General features: G+C 67.6%; 16 protein-coding genes. 4 read left to right on the top strand and 12 right to left on the bottom strand.

Features of this window, described 5'->3' with window-relative positions; genetic code table 11:
* The first annotated feature begins 22 nt into the window (after nucleotides 1–22).
* Nucleotides 23–961, top strand: coding sequence for a 2,3,4,5-tetrahydropyridine-2,6-dicarboxylate N-succinyltransferase (dapD, locus tag OH146_RS12025; protein ID WP_265161119.1), 939 nt, complete (start codon nucleotides 23–25; stop codon nucleotides 959–961).
* A gap of 198 nt (nucleotides 962–1,159) precedes the next feature.
* Here dapD and OH146_RS12020 read toward each other — a convergent pair whose 3' ends face one another.
* From OH146_RS12020 to OH146_RS11980, 9 genes are all read right to left on the bottom strand, one after another.
* A complete protein-coding gene (locus OH146_RS12020; RefSeq protein WP_265161118.1) occupies nucleotides 1,160–2,461 on the bottom strand; it encodes a citrate synthase in 1,302 nt (433 codons plus the stop codon).
* Nucleotides 2,462–2,576: 115 nt separating this feature from the next.
* Nucleotides 2,577–2,894 (bottom strand): ferredoxin, encoded by a 318-nt coding sequence (fdxA, locus tag OH146_RS12015; protein ID WP_265161116.1) that lies wholly within the window; start codon nucleotides 2,892–2,894, stop codon nucleotides 2,577–2,579.
* The gene (locus OH146_RS14035) at nucleotides 2,891–4,165 is read right to left on the bottom strand and encodes a PIG-L family deacetylase (RefSeq protein ID WP_265161114.1); all 1,275 of its coding nucleotides are present in this window, start codon (nucleotides 4,163–4,165) and stop codon (nucleotides 2,891–2,893) included. The genes fdxA and OH146_RS14035 overlap by 4 nt, the downstream gene beginning before the upstream one ends.
* Nucleotides 4,166–4,202: 37 nt before the next feature.
* Nucleotides 4,203–6,110, bottom strand: a complete 1,908-nt coding sequence (gene typA / locus OH146_RS12005; protein WP_265161113.1) for a translational GTPase TypA — start codon at nucleotides 6,108–6,110, stop codon at nucleotides 4,203–4,205.
* Between the two features lie 126 nt (nucleotides 6,111–6,236).
* Nucleotides 6,237–8,090, bottom strand: coding sequence for an ABC transporter substrate-binding protein (locus tag OH146_RS12000; RefSeq protein ID WP_265161111.1), 1,854 nt, complete (start codon nucleotides 8,088–8,090; stop codon nucleotides 6,237–6,239).
* Nucleotides 8,091–8,146: 56 nt separating this feature from the next.
* Nucleotides 8,147–9,871, bottom strand: a complete 1,725-nt coding sequence (locus OH146_RS11995) for a dipeptide ABC transporter ATP-binding protein (RefSeq protein ID WP_265161109.1) — start codon at nucleotides 9,869–9,871, stop codon at nucleotides 8,147–8,149.
* Between the two features lie 8 nt (nucleotides 9,872–9,879).
* Nucleotides 9,880–10,836, bottom strand: coding sequence for an ABC transporter permease (locus tag OH146_RS11990; protein ID WP_265161107.1), 957 nt, complete (start codon nucleotides 10,834–10,836; stop codon nucleotides 9,880–9,882).
* Nucleotides 10,826–11,755 (bottom strand): ABC transporter permease, encoded by a 930-nt coding sequence (locus OH146_RS11985; RefSeq protein ID WP_265161105.1) that lies wholly within the window; start codon nucleotides 11,753–11,755, stop codon nucleotides 10,826–10,828. The genes OH146_RS11990 and OH146_RS11985 overlap by 11 nt, the downstream gene beginning before the upstream one ends.
* A gap of 63 nt (nucleotides 11,756–11,818) precedes the next feature.
* Complete coding sequence (locus OH146_RS11980) at nucleotides 11,819–13,423, bottom strand: peptide ABC transporter substrate-binding protein (protein ID WP_265161103.1); 1,605 nt, start codon at nucleotides 13,421–13,423, stop codon at nucleotides 11,819–11,821.
* A gap of 400 nt (nucleotides 13,424–13,823) precedes the next feature.
* Between OH146_RS11980 and OH146_RS11975 the strand changes: the two genes are divergently transcribed.
* The 3 genes from OH146_RS11975 to OH146_RS11965 all read left to right on the top strand — a co-directional run bounded on the left by OH146_RS11975 (nucleotide 13,824) and on the right by OH146_RS11965 (nucleotide 16,666).
* Nucleotides 13,824–14,579, top strand: coding sequence for a CPBP family intramembrane glutamic endopeptidase (locus OH146_RS11975; RefSeq protein ID WP_265161101.1), 756 nt, complete (start codon nucleotides 13,824–13,826; stop codon nucleotides 14,577–14,579).
* A gap of 156 nt (nucleotides 14,580–14,735) precedes the next feature.
* Nucleotides 14,736–15,080 carry a DUF485 domain-containing protein gene (locus tag OH146_RS11970; RefSeq protein WP_265161099.1) on the top strand — a complete coding sequence of 115 codons (345 nt, stop codon included), beginning with the start codon at nucleotides 14,736–14,738 and terminating at the stop codon, nucleotides 15,078–15,080.
* Nucleotides 15,077–16,666 carry a monocarboxylic acid transporter gene (locus tag OH146_RS11965; protein WP_265161097.1) on the top strand — a complete coding sequence of 530 codons (1,590 nt, stop codon included), beginning with the start codon at nucleotides 15,077–15,079 and terminating at the stop codon, nucleotides 16,664–16,666. Before OH146_RS11970 ends, OH146_RS11965 begins: the two co-directional genes overlap by 4 nt.
* A 100-nt stretch (nucleotides 16,667–16,766) precedes the next feature.
* Here the strand turns inward: OH146_RS11965 and gcvP are convergent, their stop codons facing one another.
* Genes gcvP through gcvT form a run of 3 tightly spaced genes read right to left on the bottom strand, consistent with a single transcriptional unit; the run spans nucleotide 16,767 to nucleotide 21,235 of the window.
* Nucleotides 16,767–19,691, bottom strand: a complete 2,925-nt coding sequence (gcvP, locus tag OH146_RS11960; RefSeq protein ID WP_265161095.1) for an aminomethyl-transferring glycine dehydrogenase — start codon at nucleotides 19,689–19,691, stop codon at nucleotides 16,767–16,769.
* 3 nt (nucleotides 19,692–19,694) lie between these two features.
* Nucleotides 19,695–20,081 carry a glycine cleavage system protein GcvH gene (gene gcvH / locus OH146_RS11955; RefSeq protein WP_265161093.1) on the bottom strand — a complete coding sequence of 129 codons (387 nt, stop codon included), beginning with the start codon at nucleotides 20,079–20,081 and terminating at the stop codon, nucleotides 19,695–19,697.
* Entirely contained in the window at nucleotides 20,078–21,235 is a 1,158-nt protein-coding gene (gene gcvT / locus OH146_RS11950) for a glycine cleavage system aminomethyltransferase GcvT (RefSeq protein ID WP_265161091.1), read from the bottom strand. The genes gcvH and gcvT overlap by 4 nt, the downstream gene beginning before the upstream one ends.
* Nucleotides 21,236–21,294 lie beyond the last annotated feature (59 nt).

Genomic DNA, 21,294 nt, shown 5'->3' with positions numbered 1-21,294 from the left:
TAACCGCCAGTAATCTGGGGGGATGACTTCAGCAGCATGGGGCTACGGCCTCGCCACGGTTTCGAACGACGGCACGGTGCTTGACACCTGGTTCCCCTCCCCCGAACTCGGCGCCCGCCCAGACCACATCGACCCGCACATCGCCCCCGCCGAGTTCGAGGAGCTCGCCCGCAGCGACGAGCGCCGAGGGGTGCGCCTCGAGTTCGTCACGGTTGAGATCGACCTGGATGCCGCGCCCGCCTCCACCCCGGACGCCTACCTGCGCCTCCACCTGCTGAGCCACCTCCTCGTGCGGCCGAACAGCATCAACCTCGACGGCGTCTTCGGCATGCTGCCGAACGTCGCCTGGACCAACGCGGGCCCTGTGCAGCTCGACGACTTCACCCGCCTGCGGCCCCAGCTGCAGCGCCACGGCATCGTCGCGCACAGCATCGACAAGTTCCCGCGCCTCGTCGACTACGTCACACCCAGCGGCGTGCGCATCGCGGATGCGGATCGTGTGCGGCTCGGCGCCCACCTCTCCCCCGGCACGACCGTCATGCACGAGGGCTTCGTCAACTTCAACGCCGGCACGCTCGGTGCCTCCATGGTGGAGGGCCGCATCTCGCAGGGCGTGATCGTGGGCGACGGCTCCGACATCGGCGGCGGGGCATCCATCATGGGCACCCTGAGCGGCGGCGGCACGCAGAAGATCACGGTGGGTGAGCGCGCACTTCTCGGCGCCAACTCGGGCATCGGCATCTCGATCGGCGACGACTGCGTCGTCGAAGCCGGCCTCTACGTGACCGCGGGCACGAAGGTTGTCGTGCTTGACGGCTCGGGCGAGCAGCGTACCGCGAAGGCGTCCGAGGTCAGCGGCGTGCCGAACCTCCTCTTCCGCCGCAACTCCCTCACGGGCGCCGTCGAGGTGCTCCCGCGCTCCGGCAGCGGCATCGAGCTCAACGCGGCGCTGCACGCGTAGCGAGTCGCACCACCCCGCCCCGACAGCGCGGTGTTTTCTGCTCAGGGCGCGCGACGAGAGCCCCGCGCTGAGCAGAAAACACCGCGCTGTTGGTGCGACAGTGCCGCAACGCGGGACGAAGTATGCGGGCGGCGTGTGAGAGCTTCTGCAACGAGAAGGGCCCCGGCGAGTGCCGGGGCGTTTCTCATGCCAGAGCGTCTAGCGCTCAGTCGGCCACGTGCGAGCGGGCTCGCCGATGTAGAGCTGCTGCGGGCGACCGATCTTGGTCTTGGGGTCGTCGTTCGCCTCGCGCCAGTGCGCGATCCAACCGGGCAGCCGGCCGATCGCGAAGAGCACGGTGAACATGCGCGTGGGGAAGCCCATCGCCTTGTAGATGACGCCCGTGTAGAAGTCGACGTTGGGGTAGAGCTTGCGCTCGATGAAGTAGTCGTCCGCGAGGGCGACACCCTCGAGCTCCATCGCGATGTCGAGCAGCTCGTCCTTGATGCCGAGCGCCTCGAGCACCTCGTGGGCGCTCTCCTTGACGAGACGGGCACGCGGGTCGAAGTTCTTGTAGACGCGGTGGCCGAAACCCATGAGACGGATGCCGTCTTCTTTGTTCTTGACCCGCTCGACGAACTTCTCCACGCTCTGGCCCGAGTCGCGGATCTGGGTGAGCATCGTGAGCACGGCCTCGTTGGCGCCACCGTGCAGCGGACCGTAGAGGGCGTTGATGCCGGCCGAGACGGAGGCGAAGAGGTTCGCCTCTGTGGAGCCGACAAGGCGCACCGTCGAGGTCGAGGCGTTCTGCTCGTGGTCTTCGTGCAGGATGAGCAGCCGCTCGAGCGCCCGCGCGAGCACGGGGTTGACCTCGTAGGGCTCCGCCATGTTGCCGAAGTTCATCTTGAGGAAGTTCTCGACGAAGCTCAGCGAGTTGTCGGGGTAGAGGAACGCCTGCCCGATGCTCTTCTTGTGGGCGTAGGCGGCGATCGTCGGAAGCTTGGCGAGCAGGCGGATGGTCGAGATCTCGACCTGCTCGGGGTCGTGCACATCAAGCGAGTCCTCGTAGTAGGTCGAGAGCGCCGACACCGCCGAGGAGAGCACCGACATGGGGTGCGCCTGGTGCGGGAGCGCATCGAAGAAGCGCTTGAGGTCCTCGTGGAGCAGCGTGTGGCGACGCACCTTCTCCTCGAACTCGGCAAGCTCGGAGGCGCTCGGCAGGTCGCCGTACATGAGCAGCCAGGCGACCTCGAGGTAGGTCGAGTTCTTCGCGACATCCTCGATTGCGTAGCCGCGGTAGCGCAGGATGCCCGCATCGCCGTCGATGTAGGTGATTGCGCTCTTTGTCGAGGCCGTGTTGACGAAGCCCTGATCGAGGGTCGTGTAGCCCGTCTGCTTGGTCAGCGTCGAGATATCGATGCTGTCGGCACCCTCGACACTCGGGAGGATCGGAAATTCGGCGGAGCCACCGGGATAGTGGAGCGTGGCCTTGTCGGCGTTGATGTTGGCAGCGTCGTTCACGACATACAGCCTAGAGGTCGCTACGGGGCACAGTCGAACCAGCCAAAGGAAAAAGCGGATGCTTGGACTGTTCCTCTAAATATCCCCGTGGTTTTCACAGGGATGAGGGGGCGCGTCAGGCCTGCGGGGGCAGGGCGGCGACCAGCGGGTGGTCCTTGTGGATGACACCAACCTTGGCCGCGCCACCGGGCGAGCCGATGTCGTCGAAGAACTCGACGTTGGCCTTGTAGTAGTCGGCCCACACCTCGGGAGTGTCATCCTCGTAGTAGATCGCCTCGACGGGACACACGGGCTCGCAGGCACCGCAGTCGACGCACTCGTCGGGGTGGATGTAGAGCATCCGCTCGCCCTCGTAGATGCAGTCGACGGGGCATTCGTCGACGCACGCGCGATCCTTGACGTCGACGCACGGAAGAGCGATGACATACGTCACAGCGACGGTCCCTCCTGTCTGGGCTGAACCTCCATCCTACCCTTGCGCGACTCGGGCAACCTGGGCCACGCCAGCACGAGCAGGGCGATCACGAGCGGGCCGTAGGCCCACAGCACTCCCTCGAGGTTGGCAGGGACGAGCACGGAGCCGCCCGGACCCTCCTGCGCGAGGATGGCTGAAGCTCCGACGATGCCGAGCGCCGTCGCGAACGCGATGAGCCTGCTGGAGAAGACGAGCCGCATCCCCACGAGGAGGGCCGCGACGACGAGGAGCGCGCCGATGAGGCCAACCGGCACCGAGGCATCCGCGATCGCCACGCGATGCTGGTGGTTGATCGTGAGCAGGACGCCGACGAGGGCGCCGATGAGCAGCGAGACGAGAATGGTCGCGATCCGGCTCATGAGCGTCTCGGGGCGCGGGTCGCCCGAGTCCGGCGAGGGGTCCGGCTCGGCCCGGTCCAGCAGGTAGAGGCCCTCGCGCTGCAAGACGGGCCGCTCACGCTCATTCGAGAGCGCGAAGGCGAGCGGATGCCCCGGCCGCTCGATCAGCGTCACCTGCGTCTTGTGCGCACGCAGGGCGGCCGCCTTGCGCTCCAAGGCGGGGCTCACGTCGATGAGCAGGGCACCCTCTGGCGTGTCGGCGGGGTCGAGCCTCGCGAGCACCGCCTCGTCCTCGATGATGACATGGAAGGGCACGCCCGCGATGCCTGCTGCGGCCCGCGATGCGCGGTGGGCGAGCATGTGATCCGGATGCCCGTATCCGCCCTGCTCGTCGTAGCTCACGACGGCGCGGGCCCCGGTGGAGACGATCGCGGCGACGAGATCGGCGACGACCTCCTCGAACGGGGCACGGCACAGCGCGCCGGCGGAAACATCGGCGCCCAGGCGGGGACGACCGTCCTCCCCCTCGACCATGCCCGAGTCGAGGTAGCGGCGTGGCGCCTGCCCCTCCGCGCGCGCCCCAGCCTCGCCCAGGTAGAGGTGCGACGTGACCCCGAGGGCGGCGAGCGCAGCACGCAGTTCACCCTCGCGGTGGGCGGCGAGGGCAGGTCCATCGCCCTCGAGATGCCTGAGCGACTCGGGGATGACCTCACCCGCCTCACCGCGCGTGCAGGTCAGCACCGTGACATCCGCCCCCCTCTCGGCGAGGAGGGCGAGCATGCCGCCCGTCGAGATCGTCTCGTCGTCGGGGTGGGCGTGCACGAAGAGCGCACGCTCGAGCACCCCTGCTAAAGAATGCCCTGCTGAAGGGTGCTCTGCCGATGGAACCACCCCGACAGACTATGCGCTGCCGGGGCGGACCGTCAGGCTAGGCGTCCTGCTTCTTGAGGCGGGCGGTCGCGCGGGCGCGTGCAACCGAGTCCAGCTCGACCTTGCGGATCCGGATGACCTCGGGCGTGACCTCGACGCACTCGTCCTCGCGGCAGAACTCAAGGCTCTCCTCGAGCGTCAGCTGGCGCGGCGGCGTCATCGACTCGAAGGTGTCAGCCGTGGAGGAGCGCATGTTGGTGAGTTTCTTCTCCTTGGTGACGTTGACATCCATGTCTTCGCTGCGGGAGTTCTCGCCCACGATCATGCCCTCATAGACCTCCTGCGTGGGCTGCACGAAGAAGGTCATGCGCTCCTGCAGGTTAATCATGGCGAAGGGAGTCGCGACACCCGCGCGGTCGGCCACGATCGAGCCGTTGTTGCGCGTGATGATCGTGCCCGCCCACTCGCCGTAGCCGTGCGAGATGGCGTTGGCGATGCCCGTGCCGCGCGTCGTCGTCATGAATTCGGAGCGGAAGCCGATGAGGCCGCGCGAGGGCACGATGAACTCCATGCGCACCCAGCCCGTGCCGTGGTTGGTCATGTTCTCCATGCGGCCCTTGCGGGCGGCCAGAAGCTGCGTGATTGCGCCCAGGTGCTCCTCGGGCACGTCGACCGTGAGGTGCTCATAGGGCTCGTGCACCTTGCCGTCGATCTTCTTTGTGACCACCTGCGGCTTGCCGACCGTGAGCTCGAAGCCCTCGCGACGCATCTGCTCGACGAGGATCGCAAGAGCGAGCTCGCCTCGACCCTGCACCTCCCATGCATCCGGGCGGCCGATGTCGACGACCTTGATCGAGACGTTGCCGATGAGCTCCTTGTCGAGGCGGTCCTTGACCATACGCGCCGTGAGCTTGTGGCCCTTGACCTTGCCGATGAGGGGCGAGGTGTTAGTTCCGATCGTCATCGAGATGGCCGGGTCGTCGACCGTGATGGTCGGCAGCGGGCGCGGGTCCTCGGGGTCGGCGAGGGTCTCGCCGATCGTGATGTCCTCGAAGCCCGCGACGGCGACGATGTCGCCGGGGCCGGCGCTCTCGGCCGGGTAGCGGTCGAGAGCGCGCGTCATGAGGAGCTCGGTGATGCGCGCGTTCGTGACGGTGCCGTCGTGACGCGCCCACGCGACCGTCTGGCCCTTGCGGATCGTGCCGTTGAAGACGCGCAGCAGGGCGAGGCGGCCGAGGAACGGCGAGGAGTCGAGGTTGGTGACCCAGGCCTGCAGCGGATGCTCATCGTCATAGGTCGGCGCCGGGATGTGCTCGAGGATCGCCTCGAAGAGGGGCTCGAGGTCGTCGTTGTCGGGCAGCGCGCCATTCTCGGGCTTGTTCTGGCTCGCGGCGCCCGCGCGGCCCGAGGCGTAGACGACGGGGACGTCGAGGATCGCGTCGAGGTCGAGGTCAGGCTGGTCCTCCGCGATGTCGCTCGCGAGGCCGAGCAGCAGATCCTGGCTCTCCCCGACGACCTCGTCGATGCGAGCATCCGGCCGGTCCGTCTTGTTGACGAGCAGGATGACGGGCAGCTTGGCCTCGAGAGCCTTGCGCAGCACGAAGCGCGTCTGCGGGAGCGGGCCCTCGCTCGCGTCGACCAGGAGGACGACGCCGTCGACCATGCTGAGGCCGCGCTCGACCTCGCCGCCGAAGTCGGCGTGGCCGGGAGTGTCGATCACGTTGATCGTGATGGGCGAGCCGCCCGAGTGGGCGCCGTTGTACGAAATCGCCGTGTTCTTGGCGAGGATCGTGATGCCCTTCTCGCGCTCGAGCTCGTTGGAGTCCATGGCGCGCTCCTCGACGTCGGCGTGCGCCGCGAAGGAGTTGGTCTGGCGGAGCATTGCGTCGACGAGGGTCGTCTTGCCGTGGTCGACGTGGGCGACGATCGCCACGTTGCGCAGGTCGGAACGGGTGGCAAGAGCCATAGGAGTAGTGTCCTCGGGAAGAGAGTGGGAAGAAGAGGAAGGGCGCAGTCAGTGCTGCCCTACACGGCAAGTGTACCCGCTCGCGCCCTCAGCCTCCTGTGCTGCCCTCAGACGCCCGCGCCACCCTCAGGAGCCTGTGTCGCCCTCCGCGGGGCGCCAGCGCCACGGCTCGTGCAGCACGCTCGCGGCGTAGGGCGAGTGCGTGACCCCCGCGACCTCCTCGGCGACGACCGTCACGGCGGGCAGCTGCAGCAGCGGCAAGCCCCAGCCCGCCTTCCACAGCAGGCCGTCGAGTTCTGCCCGGAGCGTGGCGCGAGCCTCCGTGTCGCGCTCCCGTTCGAGCTCGGCGAGCAGCTCGTCGACGTCGTCGTCCGCGAAGCCCCCGTGGTTGAGGGGCGATCCGCTCTGGAACATCGCCGTCGCGGCCTGCACAGAGAGGTTCCGCTCGCGCAGACCATAGAGCGCGGCATCCCACGACCGCGGCGTGCCGAGCAGATTGCGCCAGTCGGGGCTCGAGCAGTCTGTGACGGTGATGCCGACGGATGCTGCGGCATCACGGATCGCCGAGAACTGGGCCACGCGGCGCGGGTTCGCCGGGTCGAAGAGGATGCACACGGTCGGGTCGGCGAGGCTCGGGTCGTCCTCGGCCGCCTCCGCGAGGAGTTCCCGCGCGGCGACAGCGTCCCGCTCAAAGCGAACCCCCTCGGTGGACTCGAGCGACTGCTCGTAGCCCGTGACACCCGGCGCCATCGTGAAGGACTCGCGTGCCGCAGCATCCGCCCCTCGCACGCCGGCCGCCTCGACGAGTGCGTCCCGCGGGATGCTGCGGAGGAACGCCTCCCGCACCCGCTCGTCCTCGATCGCGGGCGACATGGCTTCCTCGAAGCGCGGCTGCAGCAGCTCCCACACTCCGTCGATGCCGATCTCGACATCGCCCGCCTTTGAATCGTCCAGCCCTGCCAAGACGTCGCTCGTGACACGCGGCGCCGCAACATCCACCTCGCCGCGCTCAAGAGCCGCGACAACCTGGAGCGGATCCGCGATGTGCCGCACCTCGATCGTCTCGAAGCGCGGCCGGTGGTCGCCCCGATAGCGCGGATTGGCCGTGAGCGTCACACCCTCCTCGCCCAGCGCCGTGACCGTGTAGGGGCCCGTGCCGACAAGAAGTTCGGCGTCGACCTCGCCGCCCTCGACGACGAAGCCGCTGTTCCAGGTGCGAGAAAGGGGCGCCAGCACGCCCTCGTCGCTCGTGTCGATCGCCTCGATCACGGTCGCCTTCGCCTCGGACGCATCCGAACCCTCCGGCAGGTCCAGCGCTCGCGCAGCGACGACGTGGGCGGGCAGGCCCACTGTGAAGACGGATGCCCAGTCCGCGACATACTCGTCGAAGACAAGGGTCACGCCCCTCCCATCCGCACTCACCTCGGGCGATCGCGTCACGGCATCGAGGCCGCCGGCCGTGAAGCCGTCGAAGTAGACGACATCGCTCGGGAAGTCATCGGTGAAGAGGCCGGTCTCTGGGTCGATGTAGCCACCAGCCTCGAACTCTTCGTCATTGAGGGTGCGCGAGTTCGCCGCCCACGCGAGCAGGAGATCTGCCGCATCCACCGGCACTCCGTCTGACCATTCCACCCCGTCCGCCACCGTGTAGCGCACCGTGAGGGGGTCGTCGGAGAGCTTCTCGACGGAACCGAAGGACTCGTCGAAGACCAGCTCGCCCTCGGCATTCCAGCTCGCGAACCGGGAGTTCGTCGCCTCGACGATGCTCGCATTCGTGTCGCTCGCGCTGCCGTGTCCCGTGTTGGGGTTGTACGACGTGAACGCCTCGGGCAGCGCAACCGTCACCGAGGTGCCCTCCGCGAGCCGAGAATCGGTGCAGGCGGCGAGGCCGATCACGAGCAGCACCGACGTCAGCACGGCGGCGGCGCGCGTCAGCACGGGATGTCTCAGCTCAACTCCCCCTTCGAAACCGACGGTCATGCTACCCGCCGGATCCTGGCTCCCCCGTGGGAGCCGGGACCCGGCGGCTAGCGCGCCTACGCTCCGAGGGCGAGTCCCGCGCCGGGGATCGCCTCGAGCAGTTCGCGCGTGTACGTCTCGCGGGGGTTGCCGAAGACCTCGTCCGTCGTCGCTGCCTCCACGATGCGTCCCTTCGACATGACCGCGACCGTGTCGGCGATCACGCGGACGACCGCGAGGTCGTGCGTGATGAAGAGGTAGGTGAGGTTCAACTCGGCCTGGAGTTCCGCGAGCAGGGTGAGGATCTGCGCCTGCACGAGCACGTCGAGCGCCGAGACGGCCTCGTCGAGCACGACGATCTCGGGCTTGAGTGCGAGAGCGCGCGCGATGGCCACACGCTGCCGTTGGCCGCCCGAGAGCTCGTTGGGGAAGCGTCCGATGAGCTTCTCCGGCAGCGCCACCTGGTCGAGCAGCTCGCGCACCCGGGCGCGGCGTTCCGCGCTGGTGCCGACATTGTGTGTCACGAGCGGCTCCGCGATCGTCGCGCCGATGCTGCGCAGCGGGTCGAGCGACCCGTAGGGGTCCTGGAAGACGGGCTGCATCTTGGAGCGGAGCGAGAACAGCTGACGCCGGTTCAGCCCTGCGATGTCGGTCCCGTCGATCGTGATCGACCCTGAGGTGATCGACTCGAGCTTGAGCAGCATCCGTGCAACCGTCGTCTTGCCGGAGCCCGACTCGCCCACGAGCGCCATCGTGGTGCCGCGCGGGATAGAGAAGGACACGTCGTCGACAGCCCTGAGGACCTTGGAGGTGCCCTTGCCGCCGCGGATCTTGAACTCCTTGGTCAGGTGGTCGACCACGATGGCCGGCTCGGCCGACGCCGCGTGCGCGTGGTGCGAACGCTCCCCGCCTGCCGCGATGAGGTCGACACCCGCCGACCTCGCAGGAGTCTCGTGTGTAATGCTCTCGAGGTGCCCGCCCGACGCCTGGATCCGCCGCGAGGCGAGGCTCGGTGCCGCCGCGACGAGACGCTGCGTGTAGGGGTGCTGCGGGTCCTCGAGGATCTGCCGGGAGGGGCCGGCCTCCACGACACGCCCCTTGTACATGACGACGAGCTTCTCTGCGCGGTCCGCCGCAAGGCCGAGATCGTGCGTGATGAAGAGCACGGCCGTGCCCGCGTCACCTGTGAGTGTGGCGAGGTGGTCGAGGATGCGCTTCTGCACCGTCACGTCGAGGGCCGAGGTGGGCTCGTCGGCGATCAGGAGCTTGGGCCGGGAGGAAAGCCCGATCCCGATGAGCACGCGCTGGCGCATGCCGCCCGAGAACTGGTGCGGGAACTGCTTGAGACGCGTGTCGGCGTCGTCGAGACCCGCCTCCTTCAGCACGCGGATGGCGTGCTCCCGCACCTCCTTGCGACCCGACGCCACGCCATTGGCCCGGATGGCTTCCTCCACCTGGAAGCCGACAGACCACACAGGGTTGAGGTTCGACATGGGGTCCTGCGGCACGAGCCCGATGAGCTTGCCACGCACCCCCTCCATCTCCCGACGGTCGAGCGTCGTGAGGTCGCGGCCCTCGAAGAGGATCTTCCCCTGCGTCACCCGACCCGAGCCGGGGAGGAGGTCGATGATGGCGTGCGCCGTCGTCGACTTGCCCGAGCCCGACTCTCCGACGATCGCGAGCGTCTCTCCCGGCATGATCGAGAGGTCCACACCCCGCACCGCGGGAACGAGGCCGTCCTTCGTCTGGAAGCCGACGTGGAGGTCTCGGATGTCGAGCAGGGGTGTCGTCGCGCTGGTCATGGTTCCGCTCATCGCAGGGCCCTCGCCTTCGGGTCGAGCGCATCCCGCAGCACCTCGCCGAGCATGATGAAGGCGAAGACGGTGATGGACAGCGCGATGGAGGGGTAGATCAGCGTTTGCGGGTTGGTGCGCAGGTCAACCTGCGCCGCGCTGATGTCATTGCCCCACGACATGGTCGTGCTCGGAAGCCCTACTCCGAGGAACGACAGTGTCGCCTCCGCGACGATCGCCGAGGCGAGCGAGATCGTCGTGATGACGATGACGGGCGCGATCGAGTTCGGCAGCACATGCTGCACGAGGATCTTGAATCGCGAGACGCCGAGTGCCTCCGCCGCCGTGACGAAGTCGGATGCCTTGACCCGCAGGATCTCTGACCTCAGAACACGCGCGACGACGGGCCACGCGAAGAGGCCGATCGCGAGCGAGATGACCCACACGCTGCGATACGCGCTCAGCACAGACATCACGACGACGGCCGCGAGGATGTAGGGGATCGAGAAGAAGATGTCGCCGATGCGGGAGATCACCGCGTCGAGCCAGCCACCGTAGAAGCCGCTGATGGAGCCAGCCAACAGGCCCAGCACGGTGGTGATGAAGACAACGATGAAGCCGACCGAGATCGAGGTGGACGCGCCGTGGATGATCCGGGAATAGACGTCACACCCCAGCTTCGTGAAGCCGAGGGGGTGGCCGTCGGTGGGCCCGCCGTTGCTGTTCGAGAGGAAGCACTCGGAGTTGGGTGGCGTCAAGGTGAACAGATAGGGGAAAAGCGCCGCCGTCGAGACGAGCAGGATGAGCGCGGCCGAGATCCAGAACATGGGACGCACGCGCAGGTCTCGCCAGGCGTCCCGCCACAGGTTGCTGGGCTTCTCGTCGATGGAGACGGTGTCGATCTCGGCGAGCGGCGTGTCTTCGGGCGGGGCCACGAAATGGGTGGGCTTGCGCCCCTCGGTGTTACTTGACATAGCGGATCCTCGGATCGAGAACGGCGTAGAGGAGGTCGATCACCAGGTTGACGACGAGGTAGATGAGCACCATGACGGTCACGAAGGACACGACGGTCGGCCCTTCGCCTCGCAGGATGGCCTGGAAGAGCGTGCGACCCACGCCCGGAACGTTGAAGATGCCCTCCGTGACGGTCGCGCCGACCAGCAGGACGCCGAAGTCCGTGCCGAGATAGGTCGTGACCGGGATGAGGGAGTTGCGCAGGATGTGCACGGGCACGACGCGGTTGCGACCTAGCCCCTTGCCGTAGGCAGTGCGCACGAAGTCGAGACTCTTCGTCTCGATGACCGAGGCGCGCGTGAGGCGCACGATCTGGGCGAAGCTCACGCTCGCGAGCACGAAGGCGGGCAGGATGAGGTCGGCCCAGGGCGCTCCCGAGCCAACCGTCGTGCGCGCCCAGCCGAGCTCGATGCCGAAGACATACTGCGCGAGGAAGGCGATCACGAAGATCGGCAGCGAGATGAGTAGGAGGCTCACCGCGAGGGCGCTTGAATCGAAGAACTTGCCCTTGCGCAGGCCCGAGACTAGCCCGACGAGGATGCCGAGAACGCCCTGGATGATGAGGGCGAGGACCGCAAGCCGGATCGTGACGGGGAAGGTGCGGGCGAGGATCTCGGTCGTCGGTTCGCCTGTGAACGAGGTGCCGAAGTCGCCCTGGAAGATGCCCGACAGGTAGTACCAGTACTGCACGAGGAAGGGCTCATTCAGGTGGTACTGCTCCTCCAGGCGCTCGAGTAGCGCCGGATTGGGGGTGCGGTCACCGAAGAGTGCCAGCAGGGGGTTGCCCGGCATGGCGAAGACCATGAAGTAGATAAGGAACGTCGTGCCGATCAAGACCGGGATGGCCTGCAGCACGCGCCAGAGGATGTATCGAGCCATAGTGATTCACACGGGTGAGCGGGGATGGCGACTCGCGTCGCCATCCCCGCCCGGAGCCGAGATCTAGCCCTTGGTGATCTCGTAGTAGAGCGGCACAGAGTTCCAGCCGAACTCCACGTTGTCCACGTTCTCGCTCCAACCGCCGTTGACGTTGGAGTACCAGAGCGGGATCGCGGGCAGGTCCTGCAGCAGGATCTCCTGCGCCTCCTGGAAGAGCGCGTTCGCCTCCTCAGGGTCCGTCGTGGTGGCACCCTCGGAGATCAACGCGTCGAACTCGGGGTTGCTGTAGTCGCCGTCGTTCGAGCCGGCGTTGGTCGCGTAGAGCGGGCCCAGGAAGTTGTACAGACCCGGGTAGTCGGCCTGCCAGCCAGTGCGGAATGCCGTCTGGATCTGGTCGGTCGTGACCAGCTCGCGCATCTCACCGAAGGTGGGGTACGGCTGACCCGAGGCGTCGATTCCCAGCGTGTTCTTGATGCTGTTCGTCGTCGCGTCGACCCAGGCCTGGTGGCCGCCGTCGGCGTTGTAGGCGATCTGGAAGCTGCCCGTCCAGGGGCTGATCGCGTCGGCCTCGGCCCAGAGAGCCTGCGCCTCCTCGGGGTTGAACTCGAGAACCTCAGCGCCCTCGAGCGAGTCGGTCCAGCCGTCGATGACGGGCGAGGTGAAGTCCGACGCGGGAGTGCGGGTGCCCTCGAAGATCACCTCGGTGATCTCCTCGCGGTCGATCGCCATCGAGATGGCGGCGCGGCGAAGCTCGCCCTCCTCACCACCGAAGTGCGCGAGGCGCTCCGGGATGGTGAAGGACTGGAAGATGGCCGCGGCCTGGTTGACCCAGCGGTCGCCGAGGTCGTCCTGGTAGGTCGCGAGCGAAGCATCCGGGATCGCGTCGAGCACGTCGAGGTTGCCACCGAGCAGGTCGGCGTAGGCGGCATCCTGCGAGGCGTAGAAGACGATCTCGAGCCCCTCGTTCTGCGGCTCACGCGGACCGTCGTAGTCGGGGTTCACGACCAGGTCGATGCGCTCCTCGTGCTGCCATGCATCCTCACTCGCGAGCATGTACGGGCCGTTGCCGACAGGGCTCTCACCGAAGGCCTCCATGTCCTCGAAGGCCGAGGCGGGAAGCGGGTAGAAGGCCGAGTAGCCCAGGCGCTGCGGGAAGTCCGACAGCGGCTGCTTGAGCGTGATGGTGAACTCGGTGTCGCTCACCTTCTCGAGACCCGTGAGCTCGCTGTCCTCTTCCCAGCTGAAGCCCTCGATGTCCTCGAAGAAGTAGCTCGAGAGCTGGTTGTTGCTGAGCAGCGCGCCGTAGTTCCAGGCGTCGATGAAGGAGTCCGAGGTGACGGGCTCACCGTTGGTGAACTCCAGGCCCTCGCGAAGCGTGACCGTGAAGGTCTGCGAGTCCTCGGTCTCGATCGACTCGGCGACGTCGTTGTGAGCGGCGCCCTCCGCGTCGTAGTAGACGAGACCCGCGAAGATCGCGTCGAGGATCTTGCCACCACCGGTCTCGTTGGTGTTGGTGGGGATGAGCGGGTTCTGCGGTTCGCTGCCGTTCGTGACGATGGTGCCGCCGGCGGTGCTGCCCTCGTTGCCCTCGTCACCCCCGGCGCAGCCAGTGAGCACGAGTGCGCTCGCGGCGACGATCGCTGCGGCCCCAAGGCCAATGCGTCGCATCTTCAATGTTCCTCCTGTGCAAGTGAGTCCGTCTGCGACACGAAGGTGTGCCGCCAAGACGGGTGCTGTGGATTGTCGGATAGACATTCCCCAGCGGCCGTGTGGTGGTGAGCCACATTCATGTCCCCCGCGCGGGGGGACAGACCGTGTAGTTTGACACGATAAGTCGCCGTCCTCCGAATCCATAAGGAGGAAGGCGAAAATTTACACAGCCGCAACGCTGACGCGGGAAATCCTCATCGGATGCAAGAAAAGTGCGTGGCTGCGGGCTTCCGCGCTATGAGAACGCTTGCAGGGCATCCTCGTACGAAATCCCGCCGAGAGACACCCTTCGGCATTCGAAACAAGGAGAGGGCACCGATTGTCGACTTTCGCCAACATGCGCTCGGATGAGCAGACAATGTCGCCCCGGCGGATCGCCGTCGAAGTCGCCATCGTGCTCGCACTCTCGCTCGGGGCATCCGCTCTCTACTCCCTCGTCGCGATCGTCAACCGGATGACGCGCGAGCAGCCCCTCGCCCAGCAGACCGCGACGCTCAACGCCTCGCTCAACCCTCGCCCCGTCTTCGACCTCATCTACCAGCTCATGGGGGTCTTCTTCGACCTCATGCCCGTCGCCCTGGTCTGCTACCTCCTGTGGAACGTCAGTCGCCCCCGCCTGGGCCGCCTCGGGATCGACTTCACCCGCCCCGGCAGAGACACCCTCAGCGCCCTCGCCCTCGCTCTCGTCATCGGAATCCCCGGCCTCGCGCTCTATCTCGGCGGCAAGGCGCTCGGCATCACCGTGACGGTCGTGCCGAATGCGCTCGACGAGCACTGGTGGACCGTGCCCGTGCTGCTCCTCTCGGCGGCGCGCGCCGGCATCCTCGAGGAGGTCATCGCGGTCGGCTACCTCGCCGAACGCCTCGCTCGGCTCGGCTGGAGCCGCTGGGGTTTCATCATCGCGAGCGCCCTGCTACGCGGCTCGTACCACCTGTATCAGGGTTACGGGGCGTTCATCGGAAACGTCGCCATGGGCATCCTCTTCGGCTGGCTCTACACGAGAACCGGCCGCCTGCTGCCCCTCGTGATCGCGCACACCGTGATCGACGCCGCGGTCTTCATCGGCTACCCCTGGGTGGCCGCGACATTCCCCGAGGTCTTCGCGCCCGCCTAGCCCGGGGAATTTGTTCCCTTTCCCGACATACCACGGCTATGACACAAAATCCAGTCTCTTGACACCCGTTCGGGGGGCGTGTTTGAGTTTGCCCCAACACGCAACGCCGCGTGCCCGGATCGGCCCTCAAAGCCGCTCGACTGGATAGGGAACCGCATGAGTAACGACGCTCGCGCCGCATCACGCATCGACTTCGAAAAGGTCGAAGCATCCCCACCGTTCCACGACCTCAAGAAGCGACATCGAGCATTCGTCTGGCCGCTCACGGGCGCATTCCTCGTCTGGTACTTCGCCTACGTGCTGCTCGCCTCCTACGCCCCCGACTTCATGGCGACCCCCGTGTGGGGCAACATCAACATCGGACTCCTCCTCGGGCTCGGACAGTTCGTGACCACCTTCGCCATCACCACCTGGTACGTCTCCTTCGCGAACCGGCGGCTCGACCCCCTCGCCGCCGAGATCCGCGCCGACCTCGAGGCCCAGGAAGGGGTCGCACGATGAACAACACGGATATCGGCAGCCCGATCCTCAACATCTCGATCTTCGCCGCCTTCGTGCTCGTGACCCTCGTGGTCGTGCTCCGGGCCAGCCGCAACAACAAGACGGCCGCCGACTACTACGCCGCAGGGCGCTCCTTCACGGGGCCGCAGAACGGCACCGCCATCGCGGGTGACTACCTCTCGGCAGCATCCTTCCTCGGAATCTGTGGCGCCATCGCCATCAATGGCTACGACGGCTTCCTCTACTCCATCGGCTTCCTCGTCGCCTGGCTCGTGGCCCTCCTGCTCGTCGCCGAACTCATGCGCAACACGGGCAAGTTCACGATGGCTGACGTGCTGTCGTTCCGCCTCCGCCAGCGCCCCGTGAGGCTCGCCGCCGCAACGACGACCCTCGCCGTCTGCTTCTTCTACCTACTTGCCCAGATGGCCGGCGCTGGCGGACTCGTCTCCCTGCTGCTCGGCATCGACGATACGGTCGGCCAGTCCATCGTCGTCGCCGTCGTCGGCGCGCTCATGATCCTCTACGTGCTCGTCGGCGGAATGAAGGGCACGACGTGGGTGCAGATCATCAAGGCGGTGCTGCTCATCGCCGGCGCATTCGTCATGACCGTCTGGGTGCTCGCGCTGCACGGCTTCAACCTCTCCGAGCTGCTCGGGGCTGCAGCATCCGTCGCCGGTGAGGACGTGCTCAACCCGGGCAGGCAATACGGCGTGAGCGACATCAGCCGCATCGACTTCGTCTCGCTCGCCCTCGCCCTCGTGCTCGGCACGGCAGGCCTTCCACACGTGCTCATGCGCTTCTACACGGTGCCGACGGCGCGCGAGGCGCGGCGCTCGGTCGTGTGGGCCATCTGGCTCATCGGCGCCTTCTACCTTTTCACTCTCGTGCTCGGCTACGGCGCCGGTGCCCTCATCGGGGCCGACACGATCACCTCCGCACCCGGCGGCGTCAACTCTGCCGCCCCGCTGCTGGCCTTCGAGCTCGGCGGACCACTGCTGCTGGGCTTCATCTCGGCGGTCGCCTTCGCGACCATCCTCGCGGTCGTCGCGGGCCTCACCATCACGGCAGCGGCATCCTTCTCCCACGACGTCTACGCGAGCGTCATCAAGAAGGGCAACCCCGGGCCCGGCGGCGAGGTCAAGGTCGCCCGCATCACGGTCGTCGTCATCGGCCTCCTTGCGATCGTGGGCGGCATCGGCGTGCAGGGGCAGAACATCGCCTTCCTCGTCGCGCTCGCCTTCGCGGTCGCGGCATCCGCCAACCTGCCCACCATCATCTACTCGCTCTTCTGGCGTCGCTTCACCACTCAGGGAGCGCTATGGAGCATGTGGGGTGGCCTCGCCGCGGCGATCATCCTCATCGCCTTCTCGGGCGTCGTCTCGGGCAGCGAGACCTCCATGATCCCCGGCGTGGACTTCTCGTGGTTCCCACTCAACAACCCGGGGATCATCTCCATCCCGCTCGGGTTCCTGCTCGGATGGCTCGGCACCGTCCTCAGCAGCCGCAAGGAGGATCCGGCGATCGCCGCCGAGATGGAGGTGCGCTCCCTGACGGGTCACGGTGCGGAGAAGGCAACCTCGCACTGAGGGTCGCTACTCTCGGCATCCCTAAGCGCCTCGCCGCCCCCGTCGTTTCGGGGGCGGGAGGCACTTGTGGGGGCGGCGAGCGCCGCAGCCGGGGGGCGCGCTAGGCGAAGGCCTCCGGCGGCGGGCACGCGCACACGAGGTTGCGGTCGCCGAATGCATTGTCAACGCGGCGCACTGGCGGCCAATACTTGCCGTGGATCGAGCGCACACGGTCCGCCCCCGACAGCTGCGCGCTGGCCGGGTAGACGGCGAGCTCGCGGGAATACGGATGCTTCCACTCCCCCACGAGCGCGCTCTCGGCCGTGTGGGGCGCGCCCCGCAGCGGGTTGTCGTCGGCCGGCCACTCGCCGCGGCCCACAGCATCCGCCTCGGCCCGGATCGCGATCATCGCGTCGACGAAACGGTCGATTTCGGCGAGGTCCTCGCTCTCGGTCGGCTCAACCATGAGCGTGCCCGGCACGGGGAAGCTCATGGTGGGCGCGTGGAAGCCGTAGTCGATGAGCCGCTTGGCCACATCGTCGACCGTCACCCCGGTCGCGGCCGTGAGCGGTCGCAGGTCGAGGATGCACTCGTGCGCCACAAGGCCGTTGTCGCCCGCGTAGAGGACGGGGAAGTGCTCACGCAGCCGAGCCGCGACATAGTTCGCGGCGAGCACGGCCGCACCCGTCGCATCCTTGAGCCCCTGCCCGCCCATCATCCGCACGTACGCCCAGCTGATGGGCAGGATGCTGGGACTCCCGTAGGGCGCCGCGCTGACAGGCCCGCCGCCGTGCACGTACTCCCCCGCACGATCGCTTGCGAGGTCGAAGGCCGGATGCTGCGCCGACTGCGCCATCGGATGCCCGGGCAGATACGGGGCGAGGTGCGCCTTCGCGGCGACCGGGCCGACGCCCGGTCCGCCGCCGCCGTGGGGGATGCAGAAGGTCTTGTGCAGGTTGAGGTGGGAGACGTCGCCGCCGAAGTCGCCGAAGCGCGCGTAACCGAGCAGCGCGTTGAGGTTGGCGCCGTCGACGTAGACCTGCCCGCCCGCCTCGTGCACAGCATCCGTGATCGCACGGATCTCGTGCTCATAGACGCCGTGCGTCGAGGGGTAGGTGACCATGAGGGCGGCGAGGGAATCGCGGTGCTCATCGACCTTGGCGTGCAGGTCGTCGAGGTCGACGTTGCCGAACTCGTCGCACGCGACCACCACGACACTCATGCCCGCGAGCACGGCGCTCGCGGCGTTCGTGCCGTGCGCGCTCGAGGGGATGAGGCAGACGGTGCGCTCGGTGTCGCCGTTCGCACGGTGGTAGCCACGGATCGCGAGCAGCCCCGCGAGCTCGCCCTGGCTGCCCGCGTTGGGCTGCAGCGAGACGGTGTCGTAGCCGGTGACCTCGGCGAGCCACGACTCGAGGTGCCCCGTCAGCACGAGGTACCCCGTGACATCCTCGACCGGCGCGAAGGGGTGCAGCCCCGCGAACTCGGGCCAGGTGACCGGCTCCATCTCGGTCGCCGCGTTGAGCTTCATGGTGCAGGAGCCGAGCGGGATCATGCCGCGATCGAGGGCGTAGTCCTTGTCGGCGAGGTGCTTGAGGTAGCGCATCATGCTCGTCTCGGAGCGGTGAGCGTGGAACACGGGATGCCGGAGATAGCCGGGTTCGCGGTGCATCGCCTGCGGCAGGCGGCCCAGCTGCCCTCCCGCGACGTAGCCGAAGTTTCGCGACTCTGGCCCGCCGAAGGCGAGGGCGACCCGGTGCAGCTCGGTGGGCGTCGTCGTCTCGTCGACCGAGACACCCACGTGGTCGGCGTCGACGCGGTGCAGAAGGATGTCAAGTTCCCGCGCCCGCGCGACGACCGCATCCGCCCGACCCGGCACCCGCAGCAGCAGAGTGTCGAAGAAGTGCTCGTGCACGATCTCGGCATCGGTCTCGGAGAGCCACTCCCCCAGGAGAGCCGCGTGCGTCGCAACCTGCGCCCCGATGCGCCGCAGGCCCTCCGGCCCGTGATACACGGCGTACATGGAGGCCATGACGGCGAGCAGCACCTGCGCAGTGCAGATGTTGGAGGTCGCCTTCTCGCGCCGAATGTGCTGTTCGCGCGCCTGCAACGTCAGCCGATAGGCCGGATGCCCGTCCGCATCCTTCGACACCCCCACGAGCCGACCGGGCAACTGCCGTTCGAGGCCCTTGCGCACGGCCATGTAGCCGGCGTGGGGGCCGCCGAAGCCCATGGGAACACCGAAGCGCTGCGTCGTGCCCACCGCGACGTCGGCGCCCATCTCGCCGGGGCTCGTGAGCAGTGTGAGGGCGAGCAGGTCGGCCGCGACGACGGCGATCGCGCCGTGCTCGTGCGCTGCCGCGATGAGGTCCGTGGGGTTCCAGACACGACCGGATGCCCCGGGGTACTGGACGAAGACGCCGAAGTAGTCGTCGGGGAGAGCGCCATCGTCGAGTGGCCGGACGGCAAGCTCGATGCCGACCGCCTCCGCGCGGCCCGTGAGCAGCGCCTTCGTCTGGGGCAGGGCATCCTCGTCGACGACGAAGACGTTCGACTCCGACTTGGAGGCCCGCCGCGCCAGCAGCATCGCCTCCGCGACAGCGCTCGCCTCGTCGAGCATCGACGCGTTGGCCGTCTGCATCCCCGTGAGGTCGCACACCATCGTCTGGAAGTTCAGCAGGGCCTCGAGCCGACCCTGCGAGATCTCCGGCTGGTAGGGCGTGTAGGCGGTGTACCAGCTCGGGTTCTCGAGCACGTTCCGCTTGATGACGGCGGGCGTGATGGTGTCGTAGTAGCCGAGCCCGATCATGGAACGGCGCACGGTGTTGTGACCAGCGATCGCCCGCAGCTCGGCGAGCGCCTCGCTCTCCGTCGCGGGCGCGGGGATCGTGGAGCGCGTCGACTCGCCCACGTGAATTCCCGAGGGCACCGCGGCGAGCACGAGATCGTCGACCGTCTCGTAGCCGACGGCGGCGAGCATCCGCGCCTGCTCTTCGCCGCCGGTGCCGATGTGGCGGGAGGCGAAACCGTAAACGTCGGAGGCCATCCGCTAGCCTCGCGTGAGTGCCGCGTAGGCGTCGGCGTCGAGAAGCCCTGAGGCATCGAACGACTCGGGCGATCCGATGCGGATCGTGAAGAGCCAGCCGGCGCCCGTCGGGTCCTCGTTGATGAGCTCGGGGTTGTCGGCAACGGCCGAGTTCGACTCGACGATCGTGCCGTCGACAGGCGCGTAGACCTCACCCACAGACTTGGTCGACTCGACCTCGGCGACGACCTTGCCCTTCGAGACGCTCGCGCCCGCCTCTGGCACATCGACGAAGACGACCTCGCCCAATTTGTCGGCCGCGTAGGCCGTGATTCCCACCGTGAGGGTGTCGCCGTCGATGCGCACCCACTCGTGTTCCGCCGTGTACTTGAGTTCTGCCTGCTCGCTCATGGGGCGACCTTTCGTTGTGGGGTGCTGCGCTTGTAGAAGGGAAGCGAGGTGACGGATGCCGCGATCCGCGTTCCCCGCACGTCGATGTAGAGCGGCGTGCCCGGCTCGCTGAGCGCGCGATCCACGAACGCCATCGCAATGGGGTGACCGAGGGTGGGGCTCAGCGCGCCGCTCGTGACCTCGCCGACGGGCTCTCCACCCTCCGGGCTGTCGAAGACCGCATAGCCGGCGCGGCCCGCCCGGCGCCCCTCCGAGGCGAGGCCGACAAGGAGACGGGCGCCCTCCGGCAGCGGCACCTCGGAGGCTTGCCGCCCCACGAAGTCGCCCTTGCCCTCGAGACGGACGGTGCGCCCCAGACCGACCTGCTGGGGACGGATGTCAAGGCCGAGCTCGTGGCCATAGAGAGGCATCCCGGCCTCGAGGCGCAAGGTGTCGCGGCACGCAAGGCCGGCGGGAATGAGTCCATGAGGCGCTCCCACCTCGAGCAGCGACTCCCACAGCTCCTGGGCGAAGGCGACGCGGATGTAGAGCTCGAAGCCGTCCTCGCCCGTGTAGCCCGTGCGCGCAATCATGATCTCGTTGCCGCGCCACACGCCCGTCACGCAGCGATAGTTGCGCAGGGAACCCACCGGGACGGGCACGTCGAGGCCATCGAGAGAGAGCAGGATCTCCTCCGCACGCGGGCCCTGCACCGCAATGAGGGCGAGCGCCTCGCTCTCATCCACGACCGTCGTGTCGAAGCCGACCGCGCGCACCGAGAGTGCGCCCGCCGCCTCGAAGCGATTGCCTGCGTTCGCGACGACCCCGAATCGGTTCTCGTGAGTGCGGTAGACGATGACATCGTCGATCACGCCGCCCTCGGGGGTGAGGAGGAGGGTGTAGCGCGCCTGACCGATGTCGAGCGTGGAGATGTGACCGGAGAGCGCAAAGTCGAGGGCGGCACCCGCCTCCGGGCCGGCTACCAGAATCTCGGCCATGTGCGAGAGATCGAAGAGCCCTGCGGCGGTGCGGACGGCCCTGTGCTCGTCGAGCTCGCTCGAGTAGCGCACCGGCATCTGCCAGCCGGCAAAGTCGGTGAAGCTCGCGCCCGCAGCGACGTGGGCGTCATGCAGGGGGCTGCGAATGCCCGGGCCGGGTTCTGGGTGATTAGTCACGAGAGTTCTCCTAGGTTGCGCGTCGTCGACGCCGGGAACTCTCCCTCTGTCATGGTGCC

The sequence above is a fragment of the Homoserinimonas sedimenticola genome, from assembly GCF_026094475.1.
GTDB classification, from domain to species: domain Bacteria; phylum Actinomycetota; class Actinomycetes; order Actinomycetales; family Microbacteriaceae; genus Homoserinimonas; species Homoserinimonas sedimenticola.
This window is presented reverse-complemented; position numbering and strand designations above follow the sequence as displayed.

Excerpts from the sequence above, each read along its gene's own strand:
- OH146_RS12000 (WP_265161111.1), bottom strand. The coding sequence starts at position 8,090 with ATGACCGTCGGTTTCGAAGGGGGAGTTGAGCTGAGACATCCCGTGCTG.
- OH146_RS11975 (WP_265161101.1), top strand. The coding sequence starts at position 13,824 with ATGTCGCCCCGGCGGATCGCCGTCGAAGTCGCCATCGTGCTCGCACTC.
- OH146_RS11995 (WP_265161109.1), bottom strand. The coding sequence starts at position 9,871 with ATGACCAGCGCGACGACACCCCTGCTCGACATCCGAGACCTCCACGTC.
- typA (WP_265161113.1), bottom strand. The coding sequence starts at position 6,110 with ATGGCTCTTGCCACCCGTTCCGACCTGCGCAACGTGGCGATCGTCGCC.
- OH146_RS11970 (WP_265161099.1), top strand. The coding sequence starts at position 14,736 with ATGAGTAACGACGCTCGCGCCGCATCACGCATCGACTTCGAAAAGGTC.
- dapD (WP_265161119.1), top strand. The coding sequence starts at position 23 with ATGACTTCAGCAGCATGGGGCTACGGCCTCGCCACGGTTTCGAACGAC.
- OH146_RS11985 (WP_265161105.1), bottom strand. The coding sequence starts at position 11,755 with ATGGCTCGATACATCCTCTGGCGCGTGCTGCAGGCCATCCCGGTCTTG.
- OH146_RS11980 (WP_265161103.1), bottom strand. The coding sequence starts at position 13,423 with ATGCGACGCATTGGCCTTGGGGCCGCAGCGATCGTCGCCGCGAGCGCA.
- OH146_RS11965 (WP_265161097.1), top strand. The coding sequence starts at position 15,077 with ATGAACAACACGGATATCGGCAGCCCGATCCTCAACATCTCGATCTTC.
- OH146_RS11990 (WP_265161107.1), bottom strand. The coding sequence starts at position 10,836 with ATGTCAAGTAACACCGAGGGGCGCAAGCCCACCCATTTCGTGGCCCCG.
- gcvP (WP_265161095.1), bottom strand. The coding sequence starts at position 19,691 with ATGGCCTCCGACGTTTACGGTTTCGCCTCCCGCCACATCGGCACCGGC.
- gcvH (WP_265161093.1), bottom strand. The coding sequence starts at position 20,081 with ATGAGCGAGCAGGCAGAACTCAAGTACACGGCGGAACACGAGTGGGTG.